Source organism: Psychromonas hadalis ATCC BAA-638 (assembly GCF_000420245.1).
Classification (GTDB): domain Bacteria; phylum Pseudomonadota; class Gammaproteobacteria; order Enterobacterales; family Psychromonadaceae; genus Psychromonas; species Psychromonas hadalis.
Window position 1 is genome coordinate 20089 of record NZ_ATUO01000036.1, and the last position, 7718, is coordinate 27806.

Here is a 7718-nt window from a genome sequence, read left to right on the forward strand (position 1 = left end):
AGGAGTATTATATGCCCTTTATAATTATTTAAAATAATCTTGGAAAATTCATGAAAACAACCAATCAAGTTAAAAGAAGTAACCGACTTAATAAAAAACTGTATGTGCAAGAATATACTGTACTAGGTTTTGAAGTCTCATTTAAATTTACAGATATAGATGAGAAAACGTTTGATAATTTCTTCTCAGATATTATCGCTTTTGTTGAATCACGTCATCTTATTCTGGGTGGGGCGGGTGGATCAGACAGTTTTGTTATCTATGTCAGTAGTTATGGCCGTTATGTTAGTGCAACCGAGCAAGATCGTAGTGCGTTTGAGCAATGGTTAGCTGAGCGTGACTTCATTACAGAGAGTAACGTCGCTTCACTTTCAGATGCGTATTACGGAGTGTAAACTGAGATAAAAATTGGGGGCTGAAATGCAAGACATCTGTACAATACTTGTAAGCTTCATTAATTCCATTGCTATAAAAAAAGCCAATATCGTTAACACGTTGATATTGGCTTTTTTCAGTTCACTCTTTTTTATTGCTTAAAATTAAATTTGGAATGAGTTTATTTAGGCGGTAGTACCATGCTTCCGCTTTTCTGAAAATAAGCGCCATAATAATAGCACCCGCAAGAAATGAGAGCGACAGTAGCAAGATAAGTGTTTCTAAATTTTGTGCTTGGTAATCAAAAATAATGCGTAAAATATGATCTTGTTGGAGTGATATCCTGATATAACCTATTTTTTCTCCTTCTTTATATAATTCCGCAATATAGGGGATGATACCTTTTATATCATCACCTGATGATTCATTTATCTTGAGCAGTATCGGTAATAATAGAGGCTCTTTTGATTGATATAATATTTTACCTAAGTGATCGTAAATGGTGGCATCACGTACCATCGGATCGTTACTGAGATCATTAATCAATAGTTGTAAATCTTTACTCTTTTTCTGGGCGAGGTAACGTGATGCTTCAGCTGCTGCTAAATTGGTGAGTGAATAAGAGAATTTTTCAGTTTGCTGATGGCTCACCTCATTAGAGGTAATGCGTAATTCATTTAACTGAAAAATAATAATAATTGAGACGGTTATTAAGCCACTAATTTGCAAAAATCGTAACCAGTAATACATTTTTTTATTCATCGACTATTCCTTTGAATTGCTTGTAATCGTTAAATGCAATCGTTATCGTACGCATGATTATATTAAAGATAGGTATATTACTGTGAAAACGATACAAAAACTGCAAATTCCTTCTAAATCTAAATCATTAATTCAATGGAGAGATGATTTAAAACAAGCTGTTACTAAAAATGGCGAATCACTTTTTTCAGAAAATGGGCTGTTAACACAACAGATAGATCAGGTCTTTGTTGAAAAAGCACAATTGATCGTGATGGGAAAAACATTTACGACGGCACAGCTTAAGTCGTTATTAACACTGCTCAGTAATGAAGCGGTTGATACCGTTGAAGTTTATTCTCCTCAAGAGATTGAAGCTGTTAGTTGCATTCGTTTCGCATTAAGCCACTATCCAAGCAGTTTAAAAAGTAAGCTAGAGTGTTTTACTAAAGAGTGCGAACTTGACTTCGCGTTAATGGATAAGTTCCCCGATTGGTCGCAACCTGGCCTTGTATTGATGGACATGGATTCAACCACTATTCAGATTGAGTGTATTGATGAGATAGCGCGTTTACACGGTGTTGGTGAACAGGTCTCTGCCGTGACTGCGCTCGCGATGCAGGGCAAGTTAGATTTTAATGAGAGCTTACGTAGCCGTGTGAGTAAACTTGAAAATATGCCCGTTTCTGTTTTACAAGAAGTGGCTGATAATATGCCATTGATGCCGGGCCTTCAATTGTTGATTGCAGGGCTTAAAAAAGTGGGTTGGAAAGTCGCCATTGCGTCAGGTGGTTTTAACTATTTTGCCGATCGATTAAAGCAAGATCATGGTTTTGATTATACGATTGCCAATACGCTTGAGATTGAGGATGATAAGTTAACAGGAAAAGTGGTTGGTGAGATTGTGAATGCAGATATCAAAGCACGCACGTTAAAAGAGCTGGCCAAGCAATACGCTATTCCAATGTCACAAACAATTGCAATTGGTGATGGTGCAAACGATTTAATGATGATGGAAGCGTCTGCAATGGGCATTGCAATCCATGCGAAACCTATTGTGCAAGAGCAAGCCTCTATCTCACTGAATAACCTTGATTTAGAGGGGGCACTTGTTATTTTAAGCTGCAGTCGTGATGCTAACTGGTCATGATTAATCGATTAGAGATAAGTGGTGTTAGTTTATCTCTTTTAACTTATTTTATTGTCCACGGTTTTAATAATATCAGCCGTTCTATCAGTTATCTCAATCATTGCATTGATGGCACATAGCTCATCTTCTAGCTTCTTTGTTAAATGGATAGCAAAGCGTGAAATGGTACGAATTTCAGATTTAATGCTGCTTAAATCTATGCTTGCTAGGGAAGTTAACCGGTAATGCAGTGCATAAAAAGTTGCATTAAATTGACTCTCTTTAATAAAATTTATTTTTTCCTGCTCTGAGTTAAAATCTTCATCAAGAAAGCTACTGATTTCCCACGGCTGATCACTCTTTTTAACCGCTTTGATATAGATAAGTGCTTCTTTGTTTAATAGGCCCCCCTCGCTCTCTTTAAAGGGCTGTATGACAAGGCGTTCGTAAAGTTGGTTATTGACGAGTGGATAATAGTTTAACTCATTGTGATTATCACTATAGAGTGAAAAGAGTTTATGCAAGGGATGATCTGCTATATCAATGGCTGAAAAGGTGATTTTAGGACGACCAGAGAGCTTACTCAGGAAAAATATGCAGTTAATAAAGGACTCTTCTGCAATTTCAACAAGGTGTTTCAGAGAGGGCTGTTTATGCTCTTTTAAGGGGATACAGGTAAAATGTTTGGCATTATTTTTTACTAAGAGAGAGAAAAAATGTTCGCAAGTATCAAGCGTTTTTTTATCACAAACTTGCAAGTGAAATATATTGTTTGCCCCCGTTTTAATGACTTTATAATGTAAGTCTGACAGTGGGTATTTTTTGGATATTTTTTGCAATTCGGTTAAATCGATAGTTAATTTTGTTGTATTAGAGAACGCAGTTATCTGTTCAAGTTTTATTTTTAAGCCTGAATGTGAAAAATCGACAAGATGACCATTATAGCTATTCTTACCATCAGAAACAGACAGTTTACTGGCATAAAGATAACGTGCCTCTTTACGTTGTTCATCAGAAAAAAGGGAAAATACAGAAGCTGGCGCTGTATTATTTTCAGGCCGATGTACAAACTGATTTAACTGATTAACATCCTTTTTATCAAGCTTGGTTTTAATAGTAAAAGGGTAGGCTTTGCTTAACCTCTGTAGCGTTGCTATGTGGGTCACTCGCTTGAAAAGGCTTGGTACTGATTCGGTAATATCGTAACGATTTGAGGGCTGATATTGATAGGGTGCTAATGTTAAATGGTAAACACGCCAACTGCTTTTACTGCGCCCGTAATTGATAAAACTCTGTTTAAGCCCTTTTTCGTTAAGCTCTTCTTCGGTTGCTGATAAAAAGTATAGTTTTCCTTTGACGGTGTGGGTAAACGTATAAACCGTTGTATTGCTCAGTGTATGCGCAAGTAACTTAATAAAGCGTAATTCATGAAACAGATAGGATAGCTGATCAATACCTCCACAATGCCACTCATTAAGTAATACTTTATTGCTATTGTTTTTTAGGCTAAAGAGGAAAGGTGAGGGCGCTTGTGCATCAAGATAGAGAGGTAAGCTGTTCATCTGTGCAAGGTAGTTATATTTCAGTGCACTTACTTTTGCGAGTTGATAGTAGTAGTGTACATCTATTTTATATTTGTACTGATTAAGGCGGATAAACTCACTAATAAAAGAGTTAAAGCACTTGTTATCATCAATATAATTGAGATAAAAATAGCGCTGTTCTTCGCTGTCATTCTCCTGCTTAACAAGCTGGTAGCGTACCTGCTCTTTTAATACCTGATCGTGGTATTCAAGTGCTAAGCCTGTAAACGTAATGTTAAGCAGTGTCTCATTACTAATATGCAGTGAATCACTTAATTTTATTTTAAGGCCTGTTGATGAGATATTGGACGTTTGTGCCGTAATCGTTTTTCCATCATTGAGCGTCACAGTAATATCGGAAACAAAAAACATGCGTGGTGCGCCACGTTTGTTTTTTTGCGACAGGGTTAATAATTCACACTGTTCCTCTCTTTTTACTACTTTCTTTCTGGTTATTTGTCGTTTTTTTAATGCGTTCTTTTGTGTTGCAATAAATTCATGAACCGCTTCAAAAGCACCGACTGTATATAAACCATATAACTTTATGCTTTTCTGCAATACTTTAATCGTGGGTTTGGTTAAATGGTGTTTTAGTTTATCTTGCTCAAAAATTTCACAGGGCTCTGTCACTTTATCGCGGATATCTAATAGTCGCTGACAAGGTTTTGCAAGACGGCTAAGTTCCATCTTGATAAGAAACTTATCACTATTACTTTCGCCAAATAAAATCTTATTGAGTAGCTCATTAAAATCTGGCTCATTACGCAGTGGAATAAGTTCTCTAATTTGAGATTGATAAGCCTTTAAATCCATAGATAACTTTATTTCATCCGATGATTACTTTATATGTATTTAGTTTATCTGTAAAAACTGATAAATGTTTAGTTTTATTATTGAATAAATACGAGGAAAATATAATCCAAACAATATTTGGATTATATTGATAGTGGGTGCTTTTTAATCATCAGAAAGGTTAATGAGTTGCGACATTTCACGGTGTAATAATTTTTCATCGGCAAGGTTTAATTGAATCAACCGTTTTAGGTGTGAGATGCTTTCTAAACTAAGCGTTAAAAACTTAATACCTAGTAATCCCTCTTCTTGATGACAAACCATACTGTTGATCTCTAACACAATATCAGATCCTGATAATTGCAGATTAAGATTAACCATTGCACCAGGCTCATCATGCCACTCTTTGGGGCGATAAACTAATGCACCATTAAGAGAAATATCTAACAGTTCTGTTTGAGCTGTTTCAAGTTTCCCTTCAACCTTTTCTGTGAGTGAGCACTCACCTGAAAAATCAATACGTGAAAATCGGCGTCTTTCTGACATTTTTATTTCCCATTCTAGTTAATATTGCAAATATATTGCTTATATATCATAGGTAATTGTTGGCAGATTAGCGACTTACCAAGCACATTATTTTTCATAATGAGATCATGAATCGCAGTGGTTGTTAATGCTTTTAGGCAATCGTTGGCAATCGGCTGATAACTGATATGCCAAGGCTCACAGGCAACTCCACCTTGGTCAGTTTGATAAGGGCGATAAAAGCCAAATCGTTGCATATTATCTGATAACCAATTACTTAGTTCATAAAAATAGCCTGTTGGTTGATATTCCATGCAAGTTAGCTGTAATTTTTTACCTTGGGGTAGCAGGCTAGGGTCGTAGATATCAAAATCTGTCCCCCAGTGATGGCGACTGGCACTTGGTAGTGCTGACCAGCGCAAAATAGTGTGTAATTTTTCTAACTCTGAAAGTTGTGTGAAATCAAGAGGCAATTCATTTTTATCAAGCAGGGAGGTTCTTCCTGAATATTTATTGTTCCAAATAACAGATTGGTGTTCAAAACTACGAAAGCCACTGGCAATCTGTAAGTTAAAACCTGCTTGCTTAGCCATTTTTTGCAGTGCTAAAAAGGGGCAAACAACATCGTGATGAACCAAGATATTGCCTGCTATTTTTGTTAAATGTGACTCAACTTGCCCCGTTAACTCTGTTATTTTCATGTTAATAAATTTTTCAGGGTTACTTGGTAGATATCAACGAGCAACTCGAGATCGTCAACCTTCACTCTCTCATTAATTTTATGGATGGTTTTATTGCTTGGTCCCACTTCAACAACTTGTGCGCCAGTTGGTGCAATAAAACGTGCATCGGAAGTGCCACCACTGGTAGAAAGCTCGGTTGTTAATCCAGTAACCTGCTTAATCGCTTGACTCACAGCATTAGTAAGAGAGCCGGGCTCGGTGATAAAAGGTAATCCATTAAATGTCCACTCTACATCGTAATCGACATTATGTGATTTTAAAATAGTGTCAACATGCGCGATTATTTGCTCTGCGTTTAGCTCTGTTGAGTAACGGAAGTTACATTGAATTTTTGCATTCGCAGGCACGACATTGCTCGCACCTGTGCCTGAATTAAAGTTTGTTATTTGAAAACTGGTAGGAGGAAAATATTCATTGCCACTGTCCCACTGAGTTGTCGATAATTCTGCCATCGCGCTCATACAACTATGAATTGGGTTTTTTACCATGTGTGGGTAGGCAACATGCCCCTGCACACCTTTGATAGTGAGATCGGCAGTGAGTGAGCCTCTACGGCCATTTTTAATGGTATCTCCGACATGATCAGTGCTTGATGGTTCACCGACAAGACAATAATCAATTTTTTCATTACGTGCTTCGAGTGTATCAATAACGCGGGTTGTGCCATTGATAAAAGGACCCTCTTCGTCACTGGTGATTAACAGGGCGATTGAACCTTTGTGTTCTTGGTGCTTTTCAATGAATTGTTCGACGGCGATCATAAAAGCTGCTAAACCACTTTTCATATCAGCAGCGCCACGTCCATAGAGGTAACCATCAATGATGGTTGGCTCAAAGGGAGGGTATTTCCAAAGGTGTTCCGGCCCTGTTGGTACTACATCAGTATGGCCTGCAAAACAAAATAGCGGTTTCTCTGTGCCACGGCGTGCCCATAAGTTCAATGTGTCTTCAAACTCCATTACCTCGCACACAAAACCTAATTTTTCTAAGCGTTTAATTAACAGTGGCTGACAGCCTGCATCATTTGGGGTAAGGGAAGCACGGCTCATTAAATCTTTTAATAAAATTAATACCGGAGATTCTGACATAGTGGTTCCTTAAAGAGCAAAAAGAGTTTGATATGATTGGGGTTTAAAACCTAAGAGCGCGCTATTTTTACTGATTAAAAGGGGGCGTTTAATCAATGTAGGGAATTCAATAAACAGCGCAATTGCAGTCTCTTGTGTGAGGTTATCTTTTTGTTCTTGAGAGAGGCCACGGTAGCTGGTGCTGCGTTTATTGAGTAGCTCCATCCACGATAATTCTTCAAGAAATGTATGCAGTAATTTTTCATCTAAGCCATCTTTTCGATAATCATGAAAAGAGTAACAGATATTATGTTGTGTTAACCATTTTTTTGCTTTTTTGACTGTGTCGCAATTAGGGATGCCGTAGAGAGTGGTCACAATTTTTATCCATTAAAATAAAATGATTGTAACAGAAGATGATAGTGGGAGAGAAACAAAAAGAGCCACTTAAGGATCGGCTTCAAAATTACTTGCGCTTTTGTTTTCAAAATAACCAGTCATTTCAGGCTTTTTGAAAATAATTTAGCGCAAGTTATTGTGTAACGATTCCTAAGTGACTCTTTAAAAAATAACAATGTCGCTTTTGTTATTTAACGATTTTTAATACTGCATCAGTGGCAACTTCAACTGTTCCAGACATTTTCTGAAGCTCTTTAATCTCATCCATATTTGAAATAACAACAGGTGTTAAGATTGATTTTGCATTCTCTTTTAAGAATTCCAGATCAAACTCGATGATTGTGTCACCCATTTTGACCTTCTG

9 protein-coding genes are annotated in these 7718 nt (G+C 37.1%); 2 read left to right on the plus strand and 7 right to left on the minus strand.

The genetic code is table 11. The features are described 5' to 3' along the window. Positions 1 to 50: 50 nt before the first annotated feature. The gene (locus G322_RS0106500; RefSeq protein ID WP_022941002.1) at positions 51 to 395 is read left to right on the plus strand and encodes a 50S ribosome-binding protein YggL; all 345 of its coding nucleotides are present in this window, start codon (positions 51 to 53) and stop codon (positions 393 to 395) included. A 121-nt stretch (positions 396 to 516) separates the two neighbouring features. Here G322_RS0106500 and G322_RS0106505 read toward each other — a convergent pair whose 3' ends face one another. Further along, on the minus strand, positions 517 to 1137 hold the full coding sequence (locus tag G322_RS0106505) for an AhpA/YtjB family protein (RefSeq protein ID WP_022941003.1): 621 nt from the start codon (positions 1135 to 1137) through the stop codon (positions 517 to 519). Between the two features lie 82 nt (positions 1138 to 1219). Between G322_RS0106505 and serB the strand changes: the two genes are divergently transcribed. Then, positions 1220 to 2266 (plus strand): phosphoserine phosphatase SerB, encoded by a 1047-nt coding sequence (gene serB / locus G322_RS0106510; protein WP_022941004.1) that lies wholly within the window; start codon positions 1220 to 1222, stop codon positions 2264 to 2266. A 38-nt stretch (positions 2267 to 2304) separates the two neighbouring features. Here serB and G322_RS0106515 read toward each other — a convergent pair whose 3' ends face one another. From G322_RS0106515 to G322_RS22615, 6 genes are all read right to left on the minus strand, one after another. Further along, positions 2305 to 4641 (minus strand): PilZ domain-containing protein, encoded by a 2337-nt coding sequence (locus G322_RS0106515; protein WP_022941005.1) that lies wholly within the window; start codon positions 4639 to 4641, stop codon positions 2305 to 2307. A gap of 144 nt (positions 4642 to 4785) precedes the next feature. Further along, the gene (locus G322_RS0106520) at positions 4786 to 5166 is read right to left on the minus strand and encodes a PilZ domain-containing protein (protein ID WP_022941006.1); all 381 of its coding nucleotides are present in this window, start codon (positions 5164 to 5166) and stop codon (positions 4786 to 4788) included. 14 nt (positions 5167 to 5180) lie between these two features. Then, positions 5181 to 5846 carry a M15 family metallopeptidase gene (locus tag G322_RS0106525; RefSeq protein WP_022941007.1) on the minus strand — a complete coding sequence of 222 codons (666 nt, stop codon included), beginning with the start codon at positions 5844 to 5846 and terminating at the stop codon, positions 5181 to 5183. Further along, positions 5843 to 6976 (minus strand): succinyl-diaminopimelate desuccinylase, encoded by a 1134-nt coding sequence (dapE, locus tag G322_RS0106530; RefSeq protein ID WP_022941008.1) that lies wholly within the window; start codon positions 6974 to 6976, stop codon positions 5843 to 5845. The genes G322_RS0106525 and dapE overlap by 4 nt, the downstream gene beginning before the upstream one ends. 9 nt (positions 6977 to 6985) lie before the next feature. After that, positions 6986 to 7333 carry an ArsC family reductase gene (locus tag G322_RS0106535; RefSeq protein ID WP_022941009.1) on the minus strand — a complete coding sequence of 116 codons (348 nt, stop codon included), beginning with the start codon at positions 7331 to 7333 and terminating at the stop codon, positions 6986 to 6988. 208 nt (positions 7334 to 7541) lie between these two features. Then, on the minus strand, positions 7542 to 7706 hold the full coding sequence (locus G322_RS22615; RefSeq protein ID WP_342662416.1) for a PTS sugar transporter subunit IIA: 165 nt from the start codon (positions 7704 to 7706) through the stop codon (positions 7542 to 7544). Positions 7707 to 7718: the final 12 nt, after the last annotated feature.

Bases quoted from the DNA above. Each gene is read 5' to 3' on its own strand.
- G322_RS0106520 (WP_022941006.1), bottom strand. From the start codon at position 5,166: ATGTCAGAAAGACGCCGATTTTCACGTATTGATTTTTCAGGTGAGTGC.
- G322_RS0106515 (WP_022941005.1), bottom strand. From the start codon at position 4,641: ATGGATTTAAAGGCTTATCAATCTCAAATTAGAGAACTTATTCCACTG.
- G322_RS0106525 (WP_022941007.1), bottom strand. From the start codon at position 5,846: ATGAAAATAACAGAGTTAACGGGGCAAGTTGAGTCACATTTAACAAAA.
- G322_RS0106505 (WP_022941003.1), bottom strand. From the start codon at position 1,137: ATGAATAAAAAAATGTATTACTGGTTACGATTTTTGCAAATTAGTGGC.
- G322_RS0106500 (WP_022941002.1), top strand. From the start codon at position 51: ATGAAAACAACCAATCAAGTTAAAAGAAGTAACCGACTTAATAAAAAA.
- dapE (WP_022941008.1), bottom strand. From the start codon at position 6,976: ATGTCAGAATCTCCGGTATTAATTTTATTAAAAGATTTAATGAGCCGT.
- G322_RS22615 (WP_342662416.1), bottom strand. From the start codon at position 7,706: ATGGGTGACACAATCATCGAGTTTGATCTGGAATTCTTAAAAGAGAAT.